The organism is Roseovarius sp. MBR-79 (assembly GCF_053628555.1).
On record NZ_JBRJGP010000004.1, the window covers coordinates 101,433 to 125,150 of the forward strand.

Annotated in this window: 25 protein-coding genes; 11 read left to right on the plus strand and 14 right to left on the minus strand. The window is 65.8% G+C overall.

The window, feature by feature from the left end:
• Positions 1-244 precede the first annotated feature (244 nt).
• From arfB to rplP, 6 genes are all read left to right on the plus strand, one after another.
• A complete protein-coding gene (arfB, locus tag ACSSV8_RS05325) occupies positions 245-667 on the plus strand; it encodes an alternative ribosome rescue aminoacyl-tRNA hydrolase ArfB (protein ID WP_354537387.1) in 423 nt (140 codons plus the stop codon).
• A 217-nt stretch (positions 668-884) separates the two neighbouring features.
• Positions 885-1,727 (plus strand): 50S ribosomal protein L2, encoded by an 843-nt coding sequence (gene rplB, locus ACSSV8_RS05330; protein WP_454281755.1) that lies wholly within the window; start codon positions 885-887, stop codon positions 1,725-1,727.
• Between the two features lie 3 nt (positions 1,728-1,730).
• Positions 1,731-2,009, plus strand: coding sequence for a 30S ribosomal protein S19 (rpsS, locus tag ACSSV8_RS05335; RefSeq protein ID WP_354537389.1), 279 nt, complete (start codon positions 1,731-1,733; stop codon positions 2,007-2,009).
• A 3-nt stretch (positions 2,010-2,012) separates the two neighbouring features.
• The gene (gene rplV, locus ACSSV8_RS05340; RefSeq protein WP_354537390.1) at positions 2,013-2,393 is read left to right on the plus strand and encodes a 50S ribosomal protein L22; all 381 of its coding nucleotides are present in this window, start codon (positions 2,013-2,015) and stop codon (positions 2,391-2,393) included.
• Positions 2,393-3,100: a 30S ribosomal protein S3 gene (gene rpsC, locus ACSSV8_RS05345; protein WP_354537391.1), complete on the plus strand. Its 708-nt coding sequence runs from the start codon at positions 2,393-2,395 to the stop codon at positions 3,098-3,100. Before rplV ends, rpsC begins: the two co-directional genes overlap by 1 nt.
• Positions 3,101-3,113: 13 nt before the next feature.
• Positions 3,114-3,527 carry a 50S ribosomal protein L16 gene (gene rplP, locus ACSSV8_RS05350; RefSeq protein WP_354537392.1) on the plus strand — a complete coding sequence of 138 codons (414 nt, stop codon included), beginning with the start codon at positions 3,114-3,116 and terminating at the stop codon, positions 3,525-3,527.
• A 311-nt stretch (positions 3,528-3,838) separates the two neighbouring features.
• On the opposite strand, the gene ACSSV8_RS05355 is transcribed toward rplP, so the two are convergent.
• Genes ACSSV8_RS05355 through nth form a run of 3 tightly spaced genes read right to left on the minus strand, consistent with a single transcriptional unit; the run spans position 3,839 to position 5,746 of the window.
• A complete protein-coding gene (locus ACSSV8_RS05355) occupies positions 3,839-4,108 on the minus strand; it encodes a DksA/TraR family C4-type zinc finger protein (RefSeq protein ID WP_354537393.1) in 270 nt (89 codons plus the stop codon).
• Between the two features lie 13 nt (positions 4,109-4,121).
• Positions 4,122-5,105, minus strand: coding sequence for an adenosine kinase (locus tag ACSSV8_RS05360; RefSeq protein WP_454281756.1), 984 nt, complete (start codon positions 5,103-5,105; stop codon positions 4,122-4,124).
• A complete protein-coding gene (nth, locus tag ACSSV8_RS05365; protein WP_354537395.1) occupies positions 5,102-5,746 on the minus strand; it encodes an endonuclease III in 645 nt (214 codons plus the stop codon). Before nth ends, ACSSV8_RS05360 begins: the two co-directional genes overlap by 4 nt.
• 96 nt (positions 5,747-5,842) lie before the next feature.
• On the opposite strand from nth, the gene ACSSV8_RS05370 reads away from it, so the two are divergent.
• Both ACSSV8_RS05370 and ACSSV8_RS05375 read left to right on the plus strand, forming a co-directional pair.
• Positions 5,843-6,667 (plus strand): methylated-DNA--[protein]-cysteine S-methyltransferase, encoded by an 825-nt coding sequence (locus tag ACSSV8_RS05370; RefSeq protein ID WP_454281757.1) that lies wholly within the window; start codon positions 5,843-5,845, stop codon positions 6,665-6,667.
• Positions 6,668-6,779: 112 nt separating this feature from the next.
• Positions 6,780-7,436, plus strand: a complete 657-nt coding sequence (locus tag ACSSV8_RS05375) for an OmpA family protein (protein WP_454281758.1) — start codon at positions 6,780-6,782, stop codon at positions 7,434-7,436.
• Positions 7,437-7,518: 82 nt separating this feature from the next.
• Here ACSSV8_RS05375 and fdhF read toward each other — a convergent pair whose 3' ends face one another.
• From fdhF to ACSSV8_RS05390, 3 genes are all read right to left on the minus strand, one after another.
• Positions 7,519-10,293: a formate dehydrogenase subunit alpha gene (fdhF, locus tag ACSSV8_RS05380; RefSeq protein WP_454281759.1), complete on the minus strand. Its 2,775-nt coding sequence runs from the start codon at positions 10,291-10,293 to the stop codon at positions 7,519-7,521.
• A gap of 204 nt (positions 10,294-10,497) precedes the next feature.
• Complete coding sequence (locus tag ACSSV8_RS05385) at positions 10,498-11,667, minus strand: TIGR03862 family flavoprotein (RefSeq protein ID WP_454281760.1); 1,170 nt, start codon at positions 11,665-11,667, stop codon at positions 10,498-10,500.
• Positions 11,664-12,983 (minus strand): mechanosensitive ion channel family protein, encoded by a 1,320-nt coding sequence (locus ACSSV8_RS05390; protein ID WP_454281761.1) that lies wholly within the window; start codon positions 12,981-12,983, stop codon positions 11,664-11,666. The genes ACSSV8_RS05385 and ACSSV8_RS05390 overlap by 4 nt, the downstream gene beginning before the upstream one ends.
• A gap of 56 nt (positions 12,984-13,039) precedes the next feature.
• On the opposite strand from ACSSV8_RS05390, the gene ACSSV8_RS05395 reads away from it, so the two are divergent.
• Complete coding sequence (locus ACSSV8_RS05395) at positions 13,040-13,351, plus strand: HNH endonuclease (RefSeq protein WP_454281762.1); 312 nt, start codon at positions 13,040-13,042, stop codon at positions 13,349-13,351.
• Positions 13,352-13,411: 60 nt separating this feature from the next.
• Here ACSSV8_RS05395 and rpsA read toward each other — a convergent pair whose 3' ends face one another.
• The 8 genes from rpsA to ACSSV8_RS05435 all read right to left on the minus strand — a co-directional run bounded on the left by rpsA (position 13,412) and on the right by ACSSV8_RS05435 (position 21,672).
• Positions 13,412-15,091 (minus strand): 30S ribosomal protein S1, encoded by a 1,680-nt coding sequence (rpsA, locus tag ACSSV8_RS05400; protein ID WP_354537402.1) that lies wholly within the window; start codon positions 15,089-15,091, stop codon positions 13,412-13,414.
• Between the two features lie 220 nt (positions 15,092-15,311).
• Positions 15,312-16,286 carry an alcohol dehydrogenase catalytic domain-containing protein gene (locus tag ACSSV8_RS05405; RefSeq protein ID WP_454281763.1) on the minus strand — a complete coding sequence of 325 codons (975 nt, stop codon included), beginning with the start codon at positions 16,284-16,286 and terminating at the stop codon, positions 15,312-15,314.
• Entirely contained in the window at positions 16,283-17,035 is a 753-nt protein-coding gene (locus ACSSV8_RS05410; protein ID WP_454281764.1) for an SDR family NAD(P)-dependent oxidoreductase, read from the minus strand. Before ACSSV8_RS05410 ends, ACSSV8_RS05405 begins: the two co-directional genes overlap by 4 nt.
• A 1-nt stretch (position 17,036) precedes the next feature.
• Entirely contained in the window at positions 17,037-18,344 is a 1,308-nt protein-coding gene (gene hisD / locus ACSSV8_RS05415) for a histidinol dehydrogenase (protein WP_454281765.1), read from the minus strand.
• A gap of 9 nt (positions 18,345-18,353) precedes the next feature.
• On the minus strand, positions 18,354-19,682 hold the full coding sequence (locus tag ACSSV8_RS05420; RefSeq protein ID WP_354537406.1) for a TRAP transporter large permease: 1,329 nt from the start codon (positions 19,680-19,682) through the stop codon (positions 18,354-18,356).
• A gap of 11 nt (positions 19,683-19,693) precedes the next feature.
• On the minus strand, positions 19,694-20,206 hold the full coding sequence (locus tag ACSSV8_RS05425; protein WP_454281766.1) for a TRAP transporter small permease: 513 nt from the start codon (positions 20,204-20,206) through the stop codon (positions 19,694-19,696).
• Between the two features lie 102 nt (positions 20,207-20,308).
• Positions 20,309-21,457: a TRAP transporter substrate-binding protein gene (locus ACSSV8_RS05430; RefSeq protein ID WP_454281767.1), complete on the minus strand. Its 1,149-nt coding sequence runs from the start codon at positions 21,455-21,457 to the stop codon at positions 20,309-20,311.
• A gap of 41 nt (positions 21,458-21,498) precedes the next feature.
• Positions 21,499-21,672, minus strand: a complete 174-nt coding sequence (locus ACSSV8_RS05435) for a hypothetical protein (RefSeq protein WP_354537409.1) — start codon at positions 21,670-21,672, stop codon at positions 21,499-21,501.
• 112 nt (positions 21,673-21,784) lie between these two features.
• Here ACSSV8_RS05435 and ACSSV8_RS05440 point away from each other — a divergent pair, with 112 nt between their 5' ends.
• Both ACSSV8_RS05440 and ACSSV8_RS05445 read left to right on the plus strand, forming a co-directional pair.
• Complete coding sequence (locus tag ACSSV8_RS05440) at positions 21,785-22,825, plus strand: LacI family DNA-binding transcriptional regulator (RefSeq protein WP_454281768.1); 1,041 nt, start codon at positions 21,785-21,787, stop codon at positions 22,823-22,825.
• A 51-nt stretch (positions 22,826-22,876) separates the two neighbouring features.
• The gene (locus tag ACSSV8_RS05445; RefSeq protein ID WP_354537411.1) at positions 22,877-23,716 is read left to right on the plus strand and encodes a metalloregulator ArsR/SmtB family transcription factor; all 840 of its coding nucleotides are present in this window, start codon (positions 22,877-22,879) and stop codon (positions 23,714-23,716) included.
• Positions 23,717-23,718: the final 2 nt, after the last annotated feature.

A 23,718-nucleotide genomic window follows, 5' to 3' on the forward strand; every position in this document is an offset into this window, starting at 1 on the left:
ATCCGCGCGATCCGTGGCACCATCAGGGCAACGTCAACCAAGCGAAAGGAGGTGGTCCAGTGTCTATGAAGGGATTGGAGCGTGATGTCGGAACAGTTCGGGGGGCGCGCGCCTAGAGCAGCCTCGGGGCGCATTGGCCCCACCCGGATTGGTGCGCCTGACCGGCCCACCTCCGCGACTTCAGGAAGGCCGCTCCGCAAGGGGCGGCCTTTTCAATCGGGCAGGGACTGAACCGGCAGGAACGATGCTGAGGATCACCGACGAAATCGCCATCGAGGATTGGGAACTCTCCGAGCAGTTCATCCGCGCCTCTGGCCCCGGCGGCCAGAATGTCAACAAGGTGGCAAGTGCGGTGGAGTTGCGCTTCGAGGCCGCGCGCTCGCCCCACCTTTCCGCGCCGGTCAAGACGCGGCTCAAGCGCCTCGCCGGGCGGCGCTGGACCGGCGAGGGGGCGATCGTGCTCCAGTGCGACGAGACCCGCAGCCAGGTGCGCAACCGCGAGATCGTCCGCGACCGGCTGGCCGATCTGATCCGGCAGGCGCTGGTCGCCCCGAAACGGCGCATCCCGACCCGCCCCACGCTTGGCGCGAAAAAGCGCCGCCTCAAGGCCAAGAAGGTGCGCGGCGAGGTCAAGTCGCTGCGCGGCAAGGTGGAGGGCGAGGAATAGACGCGATTGCGCCGAAAACCGGCCAATACCCTTGACGCCGGGGGCGCGCTCCCCTAACAGAGCCCATCCGCAAAGCCCCGGATTCGTCCGGGGCTTCGCTGTTGTTCGCAAGAGCAATCCGAGCCGGGGACCTTCGGGGCCCTATAACCAAGGGTGGGTTTTCCCACCCTGCATACAGGCGGGGCAACCCGCCGCTAGCTAACGGAAGACAGAAAGCATGGCACTCAAGTCGTATAAGCCGACGACGCCGGGCCAGCGCGGGCTGGTGCTGATCGACCGTTCGGAGCTGTGGAAAGGCCGTCCGGTCAAGTCCCTCACAGAGGGTCTGACCAAGAACGGTGGCCGAAACAACACCGGACGAATCACGATGCGCCGCAAGGGCGGCGGGGCGAAACGCCTCTATCGGATCGTTGATTTCAAACGCACCAAGTTCGACATCCCGGCAACCGTCGAGCGGATCGAATACGATCCCAACCGCACCGCCTTCATCGCGCTCATCCGCTATCAGGACGGCGAGCAGGCCTATATCCTGGCACCACAGCGCCTGGCCATCGGCGATCAGGTCATCGCCAGCGCCAAGGCCGACATCAAGCCGGGCAACGCGATGCCGTTCTCGGGCATGCCAATCGGCACGATCATCCACAATATCGAGCTCAAGGCCGGCAAGGGCGGGCAGATCGCCCGCGCGGCAGGCACCTATGCGCAATTCGTCGGCCGCGACGGTGGCTATGCGCAGATCCGGCTTTCGTCGGGTGAGCTTCGCCTCGTACGTCAGGAATGCATGGCCACGGTTGGCGCGGTCTCGAACCCCGACAACAGCAACCAGAACTACGGCAAGGCCGGCCGGATGCGCCACAAGGGCATTCGCCCGAGCGTTCGCGGCGTTGTCATGAACCCGATCGACCACCCCCATGGTGGTGGCGAGGGCCGCACCTCCGGTGGCCGTCACCCGGTCACGCCCTGGGGCAAGCCCACCAAGGGCGCGCGCACCCGCAACACGAACAAGGCGTCGCAAAAGCTCATCGTGCGCTCGCGTCACGCCAAGAAGAAGGGCCGTTAACACATGGCACGTTCTGTATGGAAAGGCCCCTTCGTCGATGCCTATGTCCTGAAAAAGGCCGAGGCAGTGCGCGAATCGGGGCGTAACGAAGTCATCAAGATCTGGTCGCGGCGCTCGACGATCCTGCCGCAATTCGTGGGCCTCACCTTTGGCGTCTACAACGGGCGCAAGCATGTGCCGGTGAACGTCTCCGAGGACATGATCGGCCAGAAATTCGGGGAATACTCCCCCACCCGCACCTATTACGGGCACGCGGCCGACAAGAAAGCGAAGAGGAAGTAAGCCATGGGCAAGGATAAGAATCCCCGCCGCGTGGCGGACAATGAGGCGATGGCCAAGCTGCGCATGTTGCGCACCAGCCCGCAGAAACTCAACCTCGTCGCGGCGATGATCCGGGGCAAGAAGGTCGACAAGGCACTGACCGATCTGACCTTCTCGAACAAGCGGATCGCGCAGGACGTCAAGAAATGCCTGCAATCGGCGATAGCAAACGCCGAGAACAACCACGGGCTTGACGTGGACGAGCTGATCGTCGCCGAGGCCTGGGTCGGCAAGAACCTGGTGCTCAAGCGCGGACGCCCGCGCGCACGCGGCCGGTTCGGCGCGCTGCGCAAGCCGTTCTCGGAACTCACGATCAAGGTGCGTCAACTCGAGGAGCAAGCCTGATGGGTAACAAAGTCAATCCGATCGGTATGCGCCTTCAGGTCAACCGCACCTGGGACAGCCGCTGGTATGCCGATACCAAGGACTATGGCAATCTTCTGCTCGAGGATCTCGCCATGCGCGAGTTCATCAAGGAAGAGTGCAAGCAGGCCGGCGTCAGCCGTGTGATCATCGAGCGCCCGCACAAGAAGTGCCGCGTCACGATCCACACCGCGCGCCCCGGCGTGATCATCGGCAAGAAAGGCGCCGATATCGAGACCCTGCGCAAGAAACTGGCCGCGATGACCGCAAGCGAGCTGCATCTCAACATCGTCGAGGTGCGCAAGCCCGAACTTGACGCAGCCCTCGTGGCCGAGAGCATCGCGCAGCAGCTTGAACGCCGGGTGTCCTTCCGCCGGGCCATGAAGCGGTCTGTGCAGAACGCCATGCGGATGGGCTCGCTCGGGATCCGGGTGAACGTGTCGGGTCGCCTCGGCGGTGCCGAGATCGCGCGCACCGAGTGGTATCGCGAAGGCCGGGTGCCGCTGCACACGCTGCGCGCCGACATCGACTACGCCCTTGCCGAAGCCTCGACCCCTTACGGGATCATCGGCATCAAGGTGTGGATTTTCAAGGGCGAGATCCTCGAGCACGATCCCGGTGCGCGTGATCGCAAGGCCCAGGAACTCCAGGATGGCCCGGCCCCGCGTGGCGCCGGCGGCCGTCGCTGAGGAGGACTGAAAAATGCTTCAACCTAAGCGCACGAAATTCCGCAAGCAGTTCAAAGGCCGCATCAAGGGCGAGGCCAAGGGCGGCTCGGACCTGAACTTCGGCACCTTTGGCCTCAAGGCGACCGAGCCGGAGCGCGTCACCGCGCGCCAGATCGAGGCCGCCCGCCGCGCCATGACCCGCCACATGAAGCGTCAGGGCCGCGTCTGGATCCGCATCTTCCCGGATGTGCCGGTCTCGGCCAAGCCCATCGAGGTTCGCATGGGCAAGGGCAAAGGCTCGGTCGACCGCTGGGTCTGCAAGGTCAAGCCCGGCCGCGTCATGTTCGAGATCGACGGCGTCGGCGAGGCGGTTGCGGTCGAAGCCCTGCGCCTTGCCGCGATGAAACTGCCGATCAAGACCCGCGTCGTGGTCCGCGAGGACTGGTAAGGGCGGTAGGGTGATATCCACCCCCGAGATTTGGCCCCGTGCGAGAGATCGCGCGGGGTTTTTCATATCGCACGTCGCGCATGTGGCCGGCGTCGGAGCCTCCGGCGGGGATATTTGAGGCCAGAAGAAACGCGGGGGACATAGCACCCCCCGCGCGAAACACGACTGTGCTTCTCCTGGCGCGGTCATCGGCGTCCCCGCCTGTACCGCGCCCCGACAGTGTCGGAAAATGATGAAGAAATCGTTGTTTCTTCTGGCTGCAAATATCCTGGGGTGAATTGGCCGAAGGCCAAGAGGGGCAACGCCCCTGCTTATTTCAACTGACTGTCCTTGGAGCCGCGCCGGTTGATGCCGCTGCGCGGGCGCGCTGCGTGGTTGTGCTCGTTGGCGCAGTCGAGGCAGAGCTTGACGCCGGGGATGGCCTGCCTGCGCGCCTCGGGGATGGGCTCCTCGCACTCGGCGCAATGGGTGCGGCTTTCACCCGATGGCACGGGCCGGGCGCGCAGCCGCGCAAGCTCTTCGGCGATGGATGCCTCGATCTGCTCGCTCACCGCGCCGTCGCGTGTCCAGCCGCCTGCCATGGGGCCACCTCCTTCAGATCAGCCCCTCGGCGGCGAAGAGCGCCGCCACGTCCCGTTCGGGGCGCGCGCCATAATGCCCGATCACCTCTGCGGCGGCAATGCACCCCATGCGGCCCGCGACCGCCAGCGGCTTGCCCGTGGCCAGCCCGTAGAGCAGGCCAGCGGCGAATTGATCGCCCGCGCCGGTGGTATCGACCGGGTCGACGCGGGTGACGGGCACGCTCACCGTCTCGTCGCCCTCGACCAGCACCACATCGTGACCCGAACGGGTGCACACGATGAGACCGCTTTCGCGCGCCGCCTGTTCCAGCGCCGCGCCAAGATCGTCGGTCTCGTAAAGCGAGCGCCATTCATGTTCGTTGCCGATGACGAAATCGAGCGATTTGACCAGTTCCCGGAAATCCGCGCGATGACGGTCGACGCAGAACGGATCGGACAGGGTGATGCCCGCGCGACCGCCGCCCGCGCGCGCGGCCCGTGCTGCGCGCTCGAACGCCGCCTTGCCCTTGGGCTTGTCGTAGAGATAGCCTTCGAGAAAGAGGATCTGCGCCCCTCCCGCCACGGCCTCGGGCACGTCGGCCTCGTCAAGATCGGTCGAAATGCCGAGGAAGGTGTTCATCGAGCGCTCGCCATCGGGGGACACGAAGATCATCGAGCGCGAGGTCGGCAGCGCGCCCGCGCGCGGCAGGTTGACGAAGTCGGTGCCGACGGCGCGCATCGCCTCGGCGTAATAGCGGCCCAATTCGTCATCGCTCACCCGCCCGATGAAGGCCGTGGAGAGGCCGAGCGCGCCAATCCCGGCGACGGTATTGGCGACCGATCCGCCGGGCATCTGCCGCCGCTCGGGCATCTGCTCGTAGAGATATTCGGCGCGCTCGGTCTCGATCAGTTGCATCACGCCCTTGTCGATCCCCATGCGGGCAAGAAAGGCGTCGTCGCACCCTCCGATCACGTCGACGATGGCATTGCCGATGCCGACAACCTGATATTGTGTCATAGGGTTTTTTCCTCATAGGGGCAGAGATCGCGGATGAGACAAGTGCCGCAGGCGGGTTTGCGCGCCTTGCAGGTATAGCGGCCATGCAGGATCAGCCAGTGATGCGCATGGCGCTGGAAATCAACGGGGATATGGTCCTCGATGGCGCGTTCGACCGCCTCCACATCCTTGCCGGGGCAGATGCCGGTGCGGTTGCCGATGCGAAAGATATGCGTATCGACCGCCTGCGCCGGATGCCCCCACCACATGTTGAGCACGACATTGGCGGTCTTGCGCCCGACACCGGGCAGTGATTGCAGCGCGGCGCGGCTGTTGGGCACCTCACCACCATAGTCCTCGACAAGAATGCGGCTGAGTTTCATCACGTTTCGGGCCTTGTTGCGATAGAGGCCAATGGTCTTGATATGACCGATAAGCGCCTCTTCGCCAAGCGCCAGCATCTTTTCCGGCGTGTCGGCGATCTGGAAGAGCGCGCGCGTGGCCCGGTTCACGCCCACATCGGTGGCCTGTGCCGAGAGCGCGACCGCGACCAGCAGAGTAAAAGCGTTGACATGATCAAGCTCGCCCTTGGGTTCGGGCTGGGCGGCCTGAAAGCGGGTGAATATCTCGCGGATCGTGTGGTAATCGAGTTGGCGGGCCATGGTCCGTCTATGACGCGAAACCGGGGATTGCGCAACATTCGGGTCGCGTGCCCCTGTGACGCGGCGTATCTTGTGGCGAAACGACCGGGGGCCGCAATGTCGCAGAGCTATCACTACAATGTCATGCGCCGCGCCATCGCGCTCATTGACGCGGGCGGCGAGGGGATGACGCTTGAGGCCTTGGCGGGCGAGATGGGGATGAGTGCGGCGCATTTCCAGCGGCTGTTCTCGGCCTGGGTGGGCGTGTCTCCGAAGCGGTATCAACAATATCTGGCCCTTGGCCACGCCAAGGAAATGCTGGCGCAGCGCTTTACCACGCTGGAGGCGGCAGAGGCAGCGGGGCTGTCGGGCACCGGGCGGCTGCACGATCTTTTCCTGCGGTGGGAGGCGATGCGACCGGGCGAGTTCGCGCGCGGCGGCGCGGGGCTGACGGTCCGGTATGGCTGGTTCGAGACGCCCTTTGGCGAGGCGCTCGCCATGGGCACCGGGCGCGGCCTCTGTGGCCTCGCCTTTGTCGCCGAGACGGGGCGCGCGGCGGCCATGGCGGACATGCGCGCGCGCTGGCCCGAGGCGCGCTATGAGGAGGCCCCCGAGGCGATTGCCCCCTGGGTCGCAGCGGCGTTCTCGGGCCGGGGCGAGGCGCGGCTGCACATGATCGGCGCGCCCTTTCAGATCAAGGTCTGGGAGGCGCTGCTCACGATCCCTTCGGGCCATGTCACCACCTATTCCGAGATCGCCCGCGCCATCGGCCACCCCCGCGCCGTGCGCGCCGTCGGCACCGCCGTGGGGCGCAACCCGGTGAGTTACCTCATTCCCTGTCACCGCGCCTTGCGCAAATCGGGGGCGCTTGGGGGGTATCACTGGGGCCTGCCCGTCAAACGCGCTTTGCTGGCATGGGAAAGCGCACGGGCAGAGGGATAGGCGGGAAACCGCGCGAAATTCCCCCTTCAAGAGCCTTGGGGACGGGCATGATATTGCATATCATGTGGTTATACCCGACGTGATCGGGCAGGTTCATCAACGAGGTATGTCCATGATCCGAGCGAACAAGACCCTTCTCGCCCTCTCCGGCACGGCCCTTCTGCTGGTGACGGCCTGCACCGATCCCAATCAGGTGGGCGGCACCGATCCCAACCAGCGCACCCGGTCGGGCGCGATCATCGGTGGTATCATCGGCGCGGGCACAGGTGCTGCGGTCAGTGACAACCGCGCCACGGGTGCGCTGCTGGGCGGGGCGATCGGCGCGCTTGGCGGGGCGGCCATCGGCAATGCGCTGGACCGGCAGGCGGCAGAACTGCGCCGGGATCTCGGCAACGAGGTTGGGGTGGTCAATACCGGCGACCGGCTCATCGTGACGATGCCGCAGGATATCCTTTTCGCAACCAGCAGCTTTACCGTCGCGCCGGGGCTGCGCCAAGACCTCTTCACCGTGGCCTCGAGCCTTCAGCGCTACCCCGACACCACCGTGCAGGTCGTGGGCCATACCGACAGCACCGGATCGGCCAGCTACAACCAGACGCTCTCGGAGCGCCGCGCGGCGGCGGTGACGGATGTGCTGATGCAGGGCGGCGTTCCCGCCTCGCGTCTGCGCAGCATCGGGCGCGGCGAGGATCAGCCCGTGGCCTCGAACCTCACGCCCGAGGGCCGGGCCCAGAACCGCCGGGTGGAAATCGTCATCCTGCCCAACTGAGGTGGCACTGGCCTCGATGGGGCCATGAGTATTTTTGGAACGATGAAGCGGGGGCGGTCACAGGCGGGCCGCCCCCGTCCTGTCATTCGGCGGCCACCTCTGCCGCCTCGACGCGCACCGCCGAGAATTTGAACTCGGGGATCTTGCCGTAGGGATCAAGCGCCGGATTGGTGAGGATATTCGCCGCCGCCTCCACATAGGCGAAGGGCAGAAACACCATGTCGGGCGAAACCGCCCGGTCGGCGCGCGCCATCACCATGATCGAGCCGCGCTTGGTGGTGAGGCGCACCATGCCGCCCGGCTCTACCCCGAGGCGGCGCAGCGTCGAGGGGTGCAGCGAGCAGTTCGCCTCCGGTTCCACCGCGTCAAGCACGCTGGCGCGGCGGGTCATCGAGCCGGTATGCCAATGCTCAAGCTGGCGGCCGGTGGTCAGCACCATCGGATACTCGGCATCGGGCACGTCGTCGGGCGGGATGATCGTGGCGGGGGTAAATCGCGCGCGCCCCTCCGGACGCGGGAAGCCGTCGCCGAACACGACCGCATGGCCCGGATGATCGGGGGCGGGACAGGGATAGGTGACGGCGCTCTCGCGCTCCAGCCGCTCCCATGTGATGTTGTCAAGAGAACGCATGTTGTGCTTCATCTCGGCGAAGACATCCGCCGGGCTGTCATAGCGCCAGTCAAGGCCAAGCCGGTTGGCAAGCGCCATGGTGATCGCCCAATCCTCGCGCGCCTCCCCAGGCGGCGGCACGGCGGGGCGACCCATCTGCACCTGCCGATTGGTGTTCGTCACGGTGCCGGACTTCTCGTAGAAGGCCGAGGCGGGCAGGATCACATCGGCATAGTTCGCGGTCTCGGTCAGGAAGATGTCCTGAACGACCAGATGCTCCAGCTTGGCGAGCGCGTCGCGGGCGTGCTCGACATCCGGATCGCTCATCGCCGGGTTCTCGCCCAGAACATACATGCCCCTGATCGTGCCTGCGTGCACCGCGTCCATGATCTCGGTGACGGTGAGGCCCTTCTGGGCACTGAAATCATCCGTCCCCCAGACCTCGGTAAAGGCGCGGCGGATGGCGTCGTCAGTCACCGTCTGGTAGTCGGGCAGGAACATCGGGACGAGGCCCGCGTCGGACGCGCCCTGCACGTTGTTCTGGCCACGCAGCGGATGCAGCCCGGTGCCGGGGCGCCCGACATGGCCGCACATCAGCGCGAGGCTGATGAGGCAGCGCGAATTGTCGGTGCCGTGGATATGTTGGGAAATGCCCATCCCCCAGAAGATCATGCCGGCCTGTGCGGTGGCGAAATCGCGGGCCACGGCGCGCAGCGTCTCGGCGGGGATGCCGCAGATGGCCGCCATCTTCTCGGGCGGAAATTGCGCCAGATGCGCCTTTTCGGCCTCCCAGTTCTCGGTGAAGGCGGCGATATACTGCCGGTCGTAAAGCCCTTCCTCCACGATCACATGGCAGATCGCGTTGAGCATCGCCACATCCATGCCCGGCTTGAATTGCAGCATGTGGGTGGCGAAGCGGCGCAGGCCCTGCCCGCGCGGATCCATCACGATGAGCTTGCCGCCGCGCTTGGTGAACTGCTTGAAATAGGTGGCAGCAACCGGGTGGTTCTCGACCGGGTTGGCACCGATCACGATGGCCACATCGGCATTTTCGATCTCGTTGAACGTGGCAGTGACCGCACCGGAACCCACATTCTCGATCAATGCCGCCACGGATGAGGCATGGCAAAGCCGCGTGCAGTGATCGACATTGTTATGGCCAAAGCCCTGCCGGATGAGTTTCTGAAAGAGATAAGCCTCTTCATTGGTGCACTTTGCGCTGCCAAAGCCCGCCACGGAAGGACCGCCATGCGCCTCCTTGAGGCGCGCGAGGCCATCCGCAGAAAAATCAAGCGCCTCGTCCCACTCCGCCTCGCGGAAAAACGCCTGCCAGTTGCCGGGATCCACGTTGAGGCCCTTCGGGGGCGCATCCGTGCGACGTATCAGCGGCTTGGTCAGACGGTGGGGGTGGTGGATATAGTCGAACCCGAACCGCCCCTTGACGCAAAGCCGCCCCTGATTGGCGGGGCCGTTGACCCCCTCGACATATTTGACGCGGCCATCCTTGACCTTGAGCGAGACCTGACAGCCAACCCCGCAGAACGGGCAGATGCTGTTCACCTCGCTGTCGAAATCGGTGCTGTCGCCCTTCTGGGCCGCGTCGAGCACAGTGGCGGGCATCAGCGCGCCGGTGGGGCAGGCCTGCACACATTCGCCGCAGGCGACGCAAGTGCTCTCGCCCATCGGGTCCGCGAAGTCGAAGACGGGATAGGCATCGTGGCCGCGCCCGGCCATGCCGATCACATCGTTGACCTGCACTTCGCGGCAGGCGCGCACGCAGAGGCCACACTGGATGCACGCATCGAGATTGACGCGCATGGCAACGTGGCTGTCATCCAGAAGCGGGATGCGGCCCTGCTCGAGCTTCGGGAAGCGGCTGTGGGTGACGCCGTTCGCGTCGGCCATGTCCCACAGATGGCTGGAGGCGTCACGCGCGGCATCACGCGCGGGCTGGTCGGCCAGAAGCATCTCGACCACCATCTTGCGCGCGCTTTCCGCCCGCGCCGAATTGGTCGTGACCACCATGCCGTCGCGGGCCTCGCGGATGCAGGAGGCGATCAGCGTGCGCTCGCCCTCCACCTCGACCATGCAGGCACGACAGTTGCCATCGGGGCGGTATCCGGGGCTAGGCTTGTGGCACAGATGCGGGATCTTGAGGCCCCGGCCATTGGCCACCTCCCAGATGGTCTGCCCCTCTTCGGCCTCGACCTTGCGGCCGTCGAGTGTGAACCGGATCGTTTGGGCCATGCCTGTCTCTCCTCGCCATTCATCAAACCGGATCATGGCAGGCGCAGGCGCCCGCCGTCAATTCCGGTTTCATCGAAAACACGCTACGCGCGCTGGGAGGATCATCGCATGAGTCCCGCCGCCCGGGCCGCCGCCAGAGACATTCGAGGGCAATTTCCGACATGGCGGGTGTGCACGCGCCCCATATGCGCATCGCGCTTCGGATCACGGCGCCCGGGCATTCCTCAGACAGGCCGCCGCGTGCCGTCCGGCCCAGAGCCCGGTGGCGAGACAGGCGGTCAGCAGGTAGCCCCCCGTCGGGGCCTCCCAGTCAAGCATTTCGCCCGCCGCGAAACTGCCGGGACGCGCGCGCAGCATCAACCCTGCGTCAAGTGCCGCAAAGCGCAGGCCGCCCGCCGTCGAAATCGCCTGATCCATCGGACGCGGGCCATTGAGCGGCACTGGCAACGCCTTGAGCGCGCCCGCCATGTCCGGCGCGCCCCGCGCGAATTCCATCGCCAGGGCGAGTTTGACCGGCGAGAGGCGCAGCGCCTTGCGCAGCCGGTTGCCAAGGCTGTCGCCGGACCTCGCACGGCCAAGCCGGGTGGCGATCTCCTCGCGGTTCAGGTCGGGCAGCAAGTCGATTGTCAGCGCCGCGCCGTCGCGCAATGACGCGCTCACCTCGTAGATGCCTCCGCCCTCAAGCCCACTGGCGGAAATGATGAATTCCCCGCGAGAGCCGGTGGCACCGGCCCGAAGCGCGACACCCTTCACGGCCTGACCGAAATGGGGTGCCATATGCGCCGACCATGCGACCAGAAAGCCCATATTGGCGGGGCGGAACGGGGCGATCTGTGCGCCAAACTGCGCCGCCCATGCCCCGTCAGAGCCAAGCCGCGCCCAGCTTGCCCCGCCGCAGGCCAGCACGGTGACGGCGGGCCAAAGCCGGTGTTCCCCCTCGGGCGTGTCGAAGAGCGCCGCGCCCCCGTCCCAGCCCTGCCAGCGCCAGCGCGTGCGGATACGCACGCCCATGCCGTCAAGCCGCCCGAGCCAGGCCCGCAAGAGCGGCGAGGCCTTCATCGCACTGGGGAAAACCCGCCCTGTCGAACCGGTGAAGAGCGGCTGTCCCAGCCCCTCGGCCCAGCCCTGCACCTCCTCCGGGCCAAAGGCCGCGAGCATCGGGCGCAGGTGCTCCGCCCGGTCGCCATAGGCTTTGAGGAATGTCTCGAAGGGCTCGGCCTTGGTCAGGTTGAGGCCGGATTTCCCGGCCATCAGGAACTTGCGGCCCACGGACGGCTTGGCCTCGGCCACCACCACCCGCAGCCCCGCCCCGGCCATCGCCTCCGCCGCCATGAGGCCCGCAGGCCCGGCCCCGATCACCAGCGCCTCGGTCATGATGCCGTCGACAGACCCTTGTGATGCAGCACCCGCTGCGGGAACGGGATCTCGACCCCCTCGGCCCTGAGCGCGTTCCAGATCGCGAAAAGCACGTCCGATTGATACTTGCCGGTGACGTCCTCGATCCCCTCGACCCAATATTCCACCGAGAACTCCACCCCGCTGTCGGCAAAGGCCTTGAGCTCGCATTCCGGGGCCTGCCTGCCTTCGGTCAGCACGCAGTCGAGCGCACCGACGGCGGCCTCGATCATGTCGGGGATGCGGTTGATATCGGTGTCGTAACTGACCGAAAAAGCGGCCTCATACCGGTGCCGCTTGCCCGCATCGGAATAATTGACCACCCGCGAGGTGATGAAATCCTCGTTCGGCACCACGATCCAGCGGCCATCGACGGTTTCCAGGATCGCGGCGCGGGCGGTCATCTTGACGATGGTGCCTTCGGAGCCGTCATCGAGCACGACATAATCGCCCACCGTCGTCTGACCTTCCAGAAGCAGGATCACGCCGGACACGAAATTCGCCGCGATCTGTTGCAGGCCAAGGCCGATGCCCACGCCAAGCGCCCCGCCCAGCACGGCAATCGCCGTAAGGTCGATGCCCATGATCGACATGAGCAAGAGAAAGGCCGCGCCGAAGATCACGATCTGGCTGGCCTTCATTGCCAGTTCGCGGGTGGCGGGGCGCAGTTCGTTCTGCTTGCGGATGAACTCCTCGGACTGGCTGTTGGACCAGCGCCCCAGCCAGAACAGGAACGCGCCGGCCACCGCCCCGCGAATGAGCGCCAGAAGCGAGAAGGAGATATTGCCCAGATCGACCGAAATCGCCGCCAGCCGCTCGTGCGCAAGGCCGAGCAGGCCGAAGAGATAGAGCAGCGCCACCGGCATGAGCACGAAGCGGCCCAGCACCCGCAGGAACGGATCGCGCAGGATGTCGCGCACGAAAAGCCGCACGGCAAGGAACAGGAACAGCCGCTTGCCGAAGGCGATCACATCGCCCGTGCCGAAAACCTGTCGCGTCACCCCCTCGCCGATGCCGGTCAGCCCGTAGGCCAGCAGCGGCATGAGCAGGGGCAGGAACATCAGCACGAAGCGCCGCGCCGTGGCGATGACATTGTCCTGCCCCTTGGGCGGCGTCATCAGCCGGGTGATCACCGGACACAGGCGACGGTTGATCGCCACCGCCAGCAGAAAGGCCGCGACCAGAACAGCGAATTGCGACCAGGCGGCCGGGCTCAGCAACCAGATCCTGGCCATCTCCCAGCCCTGAAGCGCGTAGCCCAGCGCCTGCTCCAGTATCTCCGACTGCCCACCCATGCCGCACCCCTTGCCAGGCCACCCTTGCGCGCCATTCTCTTGCCCGGAGGTGGGCGATGGATCAAGCCAAACCCGACACGGACCCGATCTGCCCGCTTTGCGGACGGCCCATCCCGTCCGGGGCGCGGCAGAGCCTGCACCACCTTGTGCCCAAGCTGAAGGGCGGCAAGGGCGGGCCCGTCGTGCGCCTGCACCAGATCTGCCATAACGAGATCCACGCCACCCTGACCGAGACGGACCTGGCGCGGAACTATGACACGATCGAGGCGTTGCGCGCCCATCCGCGTCTGGCGCGCTTCATCGACTGGGTGGCCAGGCGGCGGCCCGACTTCCACTCGAAAACCCCCGGCGCGCGGCGCAGGCGGTGAACGCAAAACGGCCCCGCACGAAGGCGGGGCCGCTCACCGGTCCTGACGGAGCCGTTTCGCTTACTTGTCGCCCTTGAGCGCCGCGCCGAGGATGTCGCCCAGCGACGCCCCCGAATCGGACGAGCCGAATTGTGCGACGGCCTCCTGCTCTTCGGCAATCTCGCGCGCCTTGATCGACAGGCCCAGACGGCGGGTCTTGCTGTCCACGTTGGTCACGCGCACATCCACCTTGTCGCCCACCGAGAACCGCTCGGGGCGCTGCTCGGAACGGTCGCGCGACAGATCGGAGCGCCGGATGAAGGATTTCGCGCCTTCATACTCCACCTCGATGCCGCCATCCTCGATCGAGGTCACGGTGACGGTGATGATCGAGCCGCGCTTCACGCCGCCCACCGCCTCGGCGAACTTGTCGCCGCCAAGCCCCTTGATCGAGAGCGAGATACGCTCTTTCTCGACATCGACCTCGGAGACGACCGCCTGAACCACGTCGCCCTTCTTGTAGTTCTGGATCGCGTCCTCGCCACGCTCGTCCCAGCTCAGATCGCTGAGATGGACCATGCCGTCGATATCGCCATCCATGCCGATGAAGAGGCCGAATTCGGTGATGTTCTTGACCTCACCCTCAACCTCGGAACCCGGCGGATGCTGTTCGGCGAACACTTCCCACGGGTTGCGCATGCACTGCTTGAGACCGAGCGAGACGCGGCGTTTCGCGCCGTCGATCTCCAGCACCATGACCTCGACCTCCTGAGAGGTGGAGACGATCTTGCCGGGATGCACGTTCTTCTTCGTCCAGGACATTTCCGAGACGTGCACAAGGCCCTCGACCCCCGGTTCCAGCTCCACGAAGGCGCCGTAATCGGTGATGTTGGTGACGCGGCCGGTATGGACAGAGCTGAGCGGATATTTCGCGCCCACCACATCCCACGGATCTTCCTGAAGCTGCTTCATGCCCAGGCTGATACGGTGGGTGTCCTTGTTGATCTTGATGACCTGAACCTTGACGGTCTCGCCGATCGACAGGATCTCGGACGGGTGGTTGACACGCCGCCAGGCCATGTCGGTGACGTGCAGAAGGCCATCGACACCGCCCAAGTCCACGAAGGCCCCGTATTCGGTGATGTTCTTGACCACGCCATCGACATTCTGCCCCTCGGTGAGGTTGGCGATGACTTCGGCGCGCTGCTCGGCGCGGCTCTCTTCCAGGATGGCGCGGCGCGACACGACGATATTGCCGCGGCGACGGTCCATCTTGAGGATCTGGAACGGCTGCTTGAGCCCCATGAGGGGGCCTGCGTCGCGCACGGGGCGCACATCGACCTGAGAGCCGGGCAGGAAGGCCACGGCACCGCCCAAGTCGACGGTAAAGCCGCCCTTGACGCGGCCAAAGATCGCGCCTTCGACACGCTCTTCGTCAGCATAGGCCTTCTCGAGACGGTCCCATGCCTCTTCGCGGCGGGCCATCTCGCGGCTGATCACGGCTTCGCCGCGGGAGTTCTCTGCCGAGCGCAGGAAGACCTCGACCTCGTCGCCGACCTTGATGTCGGGCTGCTCACCGGGATTTGCAAATTCCTTGAGATCGACGCGGCCTTCCATCTTGTAGCCGACATCGATGATGGCCTGGCCCGCCTCGATGGCGATAACCCGACCCTTGACGACAGAGCCCTCATCGGGCGTGTCCATTTCGAGGCTTTCATTAAGGAGGGCCTCGAATTCCTCCATGGATGTGTTCTGAGCCATGTGGCGTCGTTTTCCTTTACATCTGTTTTCGGGCCGAGCGGTTGTCTCCGCCGGTCTTGGGTGCGTCGTTGGTCGGGCGGGGCACAAAACAAAGAGGGCCGGTGGTGCCGACCCTGCTCGATCTCTGCTGCTTCGTGGCGATTCCGCCTTGTTGACAGGGGGCCGTATAACCGCGGATGCAGGGCAAATCAAGCGGCAAGGCGCAAGGCCGCCCCGAACCCTACGGCCTGAGCACGATCTTGGGCGCGGCAACGCGGCCCGCGCGGATATCGGCAAAGGCACGTGCGCCCTCCGACAGGGGCCGCGCCTCGGCCCAATCCAGCGGCCCAAGGCGGCCTTCGAACATCGCCGCCGCCGTGTCGCGGAAATCCTGGCCTGTATAGGTATAGGTGCCGATAAAGGTGATCTCCTGCAACGTCATGCGGCGGATATCCAGCCCGCCCGCATCCTCGCCCAGCCCGATATGGGCGATCACACCACCGGGTGCGGCCAACGCCGAGGCGGTGGCGCGCGTCGCGGCAAGCCCCACGGCGTCAATCACCAGCGGCCACGCGCCTTCGGGCGCGGCCACCGCCGTTACATCGCAATGCAGCGCCAGATAGCTGCGCCGCGCGGCGTTCGGCTCTGCCACCACCACCTCGGCACAGCCCATGGCCCGCAGCGCCAGCGCCGCCGCCAGCCCGATCGCCCCGCCACCGATGACCAGCGCGCGGCGTGCGTCGGCCTCATGGAGCGCCCCAAGCGCCAGCCGCGCGGCGTGCCAGCTCACCGCCAGCGGCTCGGCCAGCGCGGCGATCTCAAAAGGGATATGATCGGGCACGCGCACAAGGTTGCGCTCGGGCATGGCCAGCACCTGCGCAAAGGCCCCCTCGCGCGGCGGCATGGAGATGATCTGCCGCGCAGGACACAGGTTCTCGCGCCCCGAGGTGCAGGCCGGACAGGCACCGCACGTGACCAGCGGGTTGACCGTCACCCGCTCGCCATGCCGTGGCCCGCCCTTGATGACCCCCGCCGCCTCGTGGCCAAGGATCAGCGGCGCGGGCCGCCGCGCATCATGGCCAACATAGGCGTGCATGTCCGAGCCGCAGATCCCCACGCTCTCGACCGCGATCAGCACCTCGCCGGGCGCAGGCTCCGGGTCGGGCACATCGCGGAAATCGAGGGTCTCGATGCCGGTATAGACCAATGCTTTCATCGTGCCGTAAACCCCCCGTCGACCATCAATATCTGCCCCGTGACATAGCGTGACGCGTCGGAGCACAGGAAGAGCAGCGGCCCGTCCATGTCCTCGGCCCGCCCGTTGCGCCCGATGCAGGTTTGGGCCGCGTTGCGCTCCGCGCGTTCGGGATCGTCGAACACCGCCGCCGTGAGTTCGGTGGGGAAAAACCCCGGCCCGAGCGCGTTGGCGGTGATGCCATGGGGCGACCAGGCCTCGGCCATGGCGCGGGTCATCTGCGCCACGCCGCCTTTGGACGCGCCATAGGCGATGCCCGCGGGAAAGGCGCGATAGGATTGCAGCGAGGCGAAATTGACGATGCGGCCCCAGCCCTTGGCCTGCATCCCCGGCACAAGGGCCTGTGACAGAAAGAAGGGCGCGGTGAGGTTGACGGCCAGCGTCGCCTCCCAGCCCTCTGGCGTGACATCATCGGCGGGTTGGCGCAGGTTCAGCCCGGCGGCGTTCACCACGATATCGGGCGCACCAAAGGGCGCGGCGACGCGCGCCGCCAGATCGGCCATGTCGCCCACCGCGACATCACCCGCCACCGCCGCCACCTCGCCGCCCGCCTCTTGGCACCAGTCATCCAGCGCCGCACGCCGCCGCGCCACGCCCACCACCCGCGCGCCCGCCCGCGCCAGCACCAACGCCGCGCGCCGACCCAAGCCAGAGCTTGCGCCGGTCACGCAGGCCACGCGCCCCGCGACGGAAAAGAGATCGCCCGCCACCTCAGCCCTCTGCCGAGAGGTCGAAATTCTCGCCGGGGAAATACTTGCGCAGGCGGATATCGGCGGTGCGCGCATGCCCCTCCATCCCCTCCAGCCGCGAGATGCGCGCGGTGGCCTCTGCCACGGGGCGCGAGCCCTCGCGGGTGGCGCGCTGCCATGTCACGATCTTCATGTATTTATGCACCGACAGGCCCCCGGTATAATTGGCCGCGCCGGAGGTGGGCAAAACGTGATTGGTGCCCGCCGCCTTGTCGCCAAAGGCCACGGTGGTCTCCTCGCCCAGAAAGAGCGAGCCATAGCAGGTGAGCCGCGCCAGCCACCACTCCAGATCAGCGGCCTGCACCGTCAGGTGTTCGGGCGCGTAATCGTCCGATGTGGCGGCCATCTCCTCACGGTCGGCGCAAACGATCACCTCCGCATAATCGCGCCAAGCCGCAAAGGCGTTGTCGCGGTTCACCTCGGGCAGATCGTCGATCAGGAGCGGCACGAGGCGCATCACCTCCTCGGCCAGCGCGCGATCATCGGTCACCAGCCAGACGGGCGAGTTGTAGCCATGCTCGGCCTGGCCCACCAGATCGGTGGCGACGATCATCGGATCGGCGCTGCCGTCGGCAAGGATCAGGCTGTCGGTAGGGCCCGCGATCATGTCGATTCCGACGCGGCCAAAGAGCATCCGCTTGGCCTCGGCCACGAACTGGTTGCCGGGACCGACAAGGATATTGGCCTTCGGCAGACCGAACAGGCCGAAGGTCATCGCCGCCACCCCCTGCACGCCGCCCATCGCCAATATCTGATCGGCCCCGCAGACATGCGCGGCATAGACGATGGCGGGCGCGATGCCCACGCCGGGGCGCGGCGGCGAACAGGCGGCGATATTGCTGCATCCAGCCACCTTGGCCGTGGTCACGGTCATGATGGCGCTGGCGATATGGCTATAGCGCCCGCCCGGCACGTAACAGCCCGCCGCCTGCACCGGGATCGCCTTTTGCCCGGCAATCAGCCCCGGCACCACCTCGACCTCGAAATCGGCCACGGTGGCTTTCTGCGCCTCGGCGAATTTGCGCACATTCGCATGGGCAAAGTCGATATCGCGGCGCAGCTTTTCGGGCACAAGCGCGGTGGCTGCCGCAATCGCCTCGGGCGTCAGGATCAGGTCGCCGTCGTATTTGTCGAATTTCGCAGCATATTCCAGCGCGGCGGCATCCCCGCGCGCCTCGATATCATCGAGAATGCCGCGCACGATGTCGCGCGTCTCGGAGGCGTCGCTGCGCGAATGGCGGGGGGCTTTCTTGAGATAGTCGCGGGGCATGAATGACTCCTATTTGTAGATGTCGGGAAGCAGCGTGGTGGAAATCGCCGGAACATAGGCGATGAAAAGCGTCACCACGAACATGAAGAACACGAAGGGAATGGCGCGATACGCGATCCGCAGGATCGATTCGCCCGTCAGCCCGGCCACAACAAAGAGGTTGAGGCCCAGGGGCGGCGTGATGAAGCCCACGCCCAGCGCGGTGATCATCATGATGCAGAACTGGATTTCGTTCATGCCGATATTGTCGGCCAATGGCTTCAGGATCGGCGCGAGGATGACGATATTGGGCGTCGTCTCCATCACCAGCCCTGCCGCGATCAGGATGAGCACCATCATCAGGATCAAAACCCATGGCTCCTCACTGACCGAGGTGGCCGCCGCGACAAAGCCCTGCGGCACGCCCATGATCGCCAGCGCCTGCGCCAGCGGCAGCGAGAAGGCGATGATCGGCAGGATCACCCCGTTGACCTTGGCCGAAGAGATCAGCATCGACGGAAAATCGCTGAGCTTCAGCGTGCCGAGGATGAACCCCATGATGATCGTCACCACCACCGCCGTGGCCCCCGCCTCGGTCGGGGTCATCTGGCCCGAGAAGATACCGTAGAAGATGATCCCCGGCACGATGAACGCATACCAGCCGGATTTGAGCGCCACGCCAAGCCGCCTCGCCCACTCGGAGAACGACATGTTGCCGCCGCCCTCCCAGCCGTAAAGCCGGTTCATGATGATATTGGTGGCAAGGATCGACAGCAGGATGGCGATGCCGGGAATGACCGCCGCCAGAAAAAGCGTCGAGGCCGAGATGCCCAGCACCAGCCCGATGACGATATAGGCGATGGAGGGCGGGATGAGGATGCCGGTGCAGGCCCCCGCCGCCACCAGCGCGCAGGCATAGGGGCGCGGATAGCCCGACTCCACCAGCCGGTTGATGGTCATCCGCCCCACCGCCGCCGCCCCCGCCGCATCCGAGCCGGAAATGGCCGCGAACATCCCGCACACGAGCACCGTGGCCGAGCCGAACCCGCCCTTGGCAAATTGCGTCAGCGCCTCGGCCACGTCGAGAAACTTGCGGCTGAGCCCCGTGCGCACCAGCACATCCCCCGTCAGGATGAAAAGCGGCACGGCGGTGAGCGCGAAATGGTCGATGCCGTGGAAAAGGCTCTCGCCCACAAGGCTGAGCGGCAGCGCGCCCGACCACATCAGCATGATGATCGCCGACGCGCCGATCGCCGCCCAGACCGGCACGGCAAGCGCCACCAGCAGCACGAACAAGAGAACCGGACCGTAGAAATCCCAGCCAAGCTCGACCGTCTGTTGCATCTGGTTCCAAAGCATGACGCGCCCCCTCAGTCGAACATCTTGCCGCCTTCGTAGACGGGGTTCCCGTGACGAAGGTCGTGCAGGTCGCGCAGGAAGGACTGCACGAGGCGAAGCATCATGAGGCCGAACCCGATGGGGACGGCAGCGAGAAACCAGACCTGGCTGATGCGCAGCCCATGGGTGACCGAGCCGAACTTGGCCGAGACAAGCACCGTCTCCAGCGACCAGTAAAAGGCCACGATGGCGACCGCGAACATCACCAGATCGCCGAAAATATAAAACGCCGCCTTCACCCGAGGCCCGACATATTCAAGGATCACGTCGATGCGGATATGGGCGCGCTCGCGCACCGCCGCCGCGGCCCCGATCCAGGCCAGATAGATGAACGCATAGCGCACGATCTCCTCGCCCCAGATCGAGGAATAGGACAGCACTTCGCGCCGCAGCACCTCGATGAACATGGTCGCCACCAGCAACACGTAAAACACCAGAAGCGCCCAGCGTTCGGCATTGCGATCAAGGGTCTTGAGCAGTTTCATGGGCCACGCTCCTTTCAGGACCGCGCGACGCGGCGCGGCGTGCTGCGGTCGTTCCGTCGCTCAGAGAGGCAGGGCCGGTTCACGACCGGCCCCGCGCATCGCTCAGGCGTCGTGGACGTAATATTTGCCCTGCGTGCCCGCCGCCTCGGCCAGCTTCTCGAAGGTCTCCATCGAGCCTGCAAGCTCCAGCTTGAACGGGTCCCATTCGCTGCGCTGATAGCCGCCGGTCGCCTGCCATTCGGCCAGTTGATCGTCGGAGAGGCTGTGGAATTGCACCCCGGCAGCGGTCAATTCGGCCATCGCATGGGCACGCGCCGAGGGCACCTTGGCAAGGTTCTGATGCGCGGTCATCTCGCCCGCCCATTCGATCCCCTCTTTCACATCGCCCGGCAAGCCGTTGAACCACTCAAGGTTGACCGAATAGACCTGACTGTCAGGCACGGCCTGGGTAAAGGTGATGTGGCTCAGGATGTCCTTGAAGCCAAAGACAAAAAGCGCGCCCACCGACGGGTCGAGCGCATCGGCCACGCCCTGCTTGATCGCCGAAGGCGTCTCGCCCCAGGCCACGGGCGTCGGGTTGGCGCCCACCATCCGGTAATATTGCTGGAGCATCTTTGAGCCCGGCACCCGGAACTTGACGCCCTTGAGATCGCCGGGCGTCAGCACCGGCCCGGCCCCGCCCTTGCGCATCGCCACCACGCGCGGGTCGATCACCACGTAGAACAGCGGCTTGAACCCCGCCGCCTCAACCTTGGGATGCACTTCGGATGTCCACACATCCGATGACACCAGATTGGTGAACCGCTGGTTGGAGCCGCAGAAATAGGGCAGGTTGATGAGATCGACCGCCGCCGCAAAGGGCGCGAAATTCGACAGCGAATGCTGCGCCGCCTGAATCGTGCCGCCCTGCACCGCCTGCACCAGCGCGCCGCCCGCACCAAGCTGCCCGCCGGGGGCAAGCTTGACATAGACCTTGCCTGCCGTGGCGTTCTGGATGTTCTCCTTGAGGTCAAGCTGCATCATCGGATAGCTGCGCGACGTGCCCAGCACATAGGCCGTGGCAATCGTCATCACATGCTCGGCCGCCTGTTCGCGCGCGCGCTCTTCCTGCTGGGTCTGGGCGGCGGCCTCGGATGACCACAGCGCCCCCGCCGCACCCGCCACCATCGCGGCGGTAAAGCCTCCGCTGGCCGCGAGTTTGAGAAAATTCCGGCGTTCCTCGGACGCAAGCCCGTTTTCAATCGGTGTCATCATGCTCCTCCCTGTTGAGCGTCATTATTATAAGCGTTTGATTATTTTCTGGCCTCCGCCTCACGGCGCAGGATCGCCACCACAAAGGCCACCGAAGCGGCCAGCAAAAGCAGCATCGCCTGCACGTCGCTCAGGAGCGCGGCGCCCGCCAGCGCGCCCAGCGCCACATCGAGCACGAACGCGGCAAAGAGCAGCGCGGCAATCGCAAGAACCATGTCGTCTCCTCCCGATGCGGACATGAGTCCCGTCAAATGTAAGAGCTTACATTGCACCATGCAAGCCTTTACATTATCGTGCAGCCAAGGACTTGAACGATGGAGGCCCGAGGTGCCACGCCAGCGAGACGACGCCACCACCGCCGCGCCGACGCTCGAAGACGTGGCCGCACGCGCGCGCGTCTCGACCGCCACCGTCTCGCGCACGCTCAACTCCCCCACCCTTGTCAGCGCCGCCACGCGCGCGCGCGTCATGGCGGCGGTCGAGGCGCTTGGGTATGCCCCCAATTTCGGCGCCCGCGTGATGGCCGCCAGGCGCACCAACACCTTTGGCGCGATCATCCCGACGATGGAGAACGCGATCTTCGCGCGCGGGCTTCAGGCCTTTCAGGAGGAGTTGGGCCGCAACGGCATCACCCTTCTGGTGGCGTCCTCCTCCTACGATCCCGCTCTCGAAGAGGAGCAGATCCGCGCCCTCGTCGCACGCGGGGCGGATGCGCTTCTGCTGATCGGCCATGACCGCACAGAAGCGGCCTATGACCTGCTTGACCGGCGGCGCATTCCCTATCTTGCCGCCTGGGTGCATGACCCGGCCTCGCCGCGCCTGTCGATCGGGTTCGACAATCGGGCCGCCATGCAGGCGCTGGCGGGAAAGGTGCTGGGGCTGGGGCATCGCCACCTGGCCGCGATCACCGCGCCGCGTGCGCAAAATGACCGCGCCCGCGCCCGGTTCGATGGGATCGGGGCGGCGATGCGCGCAAGGGGGCAGGATGCCGGCGCGCTCGCAGTCGAGGAAATGGCCTATTCCATCGAGAACGGTGCCGCCGCGTTTCGTCGGCTGATGGCGCGCAGGCCGCGCCCCACCGCCGTGCTCTGCGGCAATGATGTCTTTGCCGCGGGCGCGCTGATGGCCGCGCGCGAGATGGGGCTGTCGGTTCCCGGCGATGTCTCGGTCACCGGCTTTGACGATATCGAACTGGCGGGGATCGTCACGCCCGCGCTTACCACGGTGCATGTGCCCCACCGCCAGATGGGCCGCCGCGCGGCACAGATGCTTATCACGCTTTGCGCGGGCAAAGATCCGGGGCCGAGCGTGAAACTGGAGACAAGCATCGCCTGCCGCGCCTCGCTCGGACCGCCGCCAGGGGCGTGATGTCACGAAACCTTCACTTGAAACATGTTTGATTTCCATTAATCGGGAATTATGGAAATAAATGATGCTTCTCTCGCCTTCGCCACGCTTGGCCATCCGGCGCGCCTTGCGGTGTTCCGGCTACTCATGCGCTTTGCGCCGCACGGCCAGCGCCCCACGGATATCGCCGCGGCGCTTGGCCTGAAACAGAACACCCTCTCGCATCACCTCTCCGACCTTGCCGCCTGCGGGTTGATCCGTTCCAGACGGCAGGGGCGCACGCTGCTCTATTCGGTCGATCTTGACGCCACCGAGGCGCTGATCGGCTATCTCGCGCTCGATGTGGGACGCGCGCGGCCCGATCTCATCGCCCCCCTCCTCGCCACAAAGGACAGCCCCATGACCGACAGGTTCAACGTCCTCTTCATTTGCTCGGGCAATTCGGCCCGCTCGATCTTTGCCGAGGCGCTGCTGCGCGATCTGAGCAAGGGTCGGTTTCAGGCGTTTTCCGCCGGCTACAACCCCAACTCCACGCTCAACCCCTTGGCGCTCGACATCCTGCGGCGCAACGGGCACCGCGTGGAGGACATGCGCTCCAAGCATGTCTCCGAGTTTCAGGCCGAAGGCGCGCCGGTGATGGATTTCGTCTTTACCGTCTGCGACACGGCAGCGGGCGAGGAATGCCCGCCCTGGCCCGGCCAGCCCATCACCGGCCATTGGGGCCTGCCCGACCCGGTCAAGGCCACCGGCACCGAGGCGGAAAAGGCGCTGGTCTTTGCCCAGACCTATGCCGCGCTGCGCCGCCGGATCACCGCCTTTGTCGAACTGCCCTTCGAGAGCCTGAGCCGCCTGGCGCTTCAGGCCCGCGTGGACGAGATCGGCACCGACGCCGCAACCCAAGAGAAAGCCTGACA